Raw genomic sequence first — 357 nt, 5'->3', positions numbered from 1 at the left:
GCCGTGCGATGGCGGCCGTACCGAGCGCGTCGGCATCCACTGCGCCGGGTGGCAACACGGTGCCGCGTGGCGGCGGATCGGTGGAAGCGCCCGGACCCGACATCGGCCCGGTCATGGGTGCGGGGTTGGTTCGGCTCACGGCTGGCCTCCGCTCATGTGCGGATCGAACCAGAGCTGGGTCAGCTGCGCCTGGATCTGCACGTCCGGCCCGAAATCGCAGCCGGTGCGGATCTGCAACCGGTACGTGGCATTGCGCCCGCTGGTGCCGGTCCAGCGCAATTCGAGCTTGTCGCAGCGGCGGCTGTAGTRGCCGTGCGTGCAGCGGATGCCGCGCTTGCGGTTCAGGAAGTCGAACAG

Annotated in this window: 1 protein-coding gene; it reads right to left on the bottom strand. The window is 69.7% G+C overall.

All coding sequences use genetic code 11. The features are described from left to right. Nucleotides 1-135 precede the first annotated feature (135 nt). The coding region (locus tag AC1DBN_RS21610; protein WP_477724218.1) for a hypothetical protein at nucleotides 136-357 on the bottom strand (222 nt) is incomplete at its 5' end.

It is taken from the genome of Pseudarthrobacter sp. 10T415 (assembly GCF_056394175.1).
Note: the sequence above shows the minus strand (reverse complement) of the source record. Positions and strands in the feature narration are given on the sequence as shown.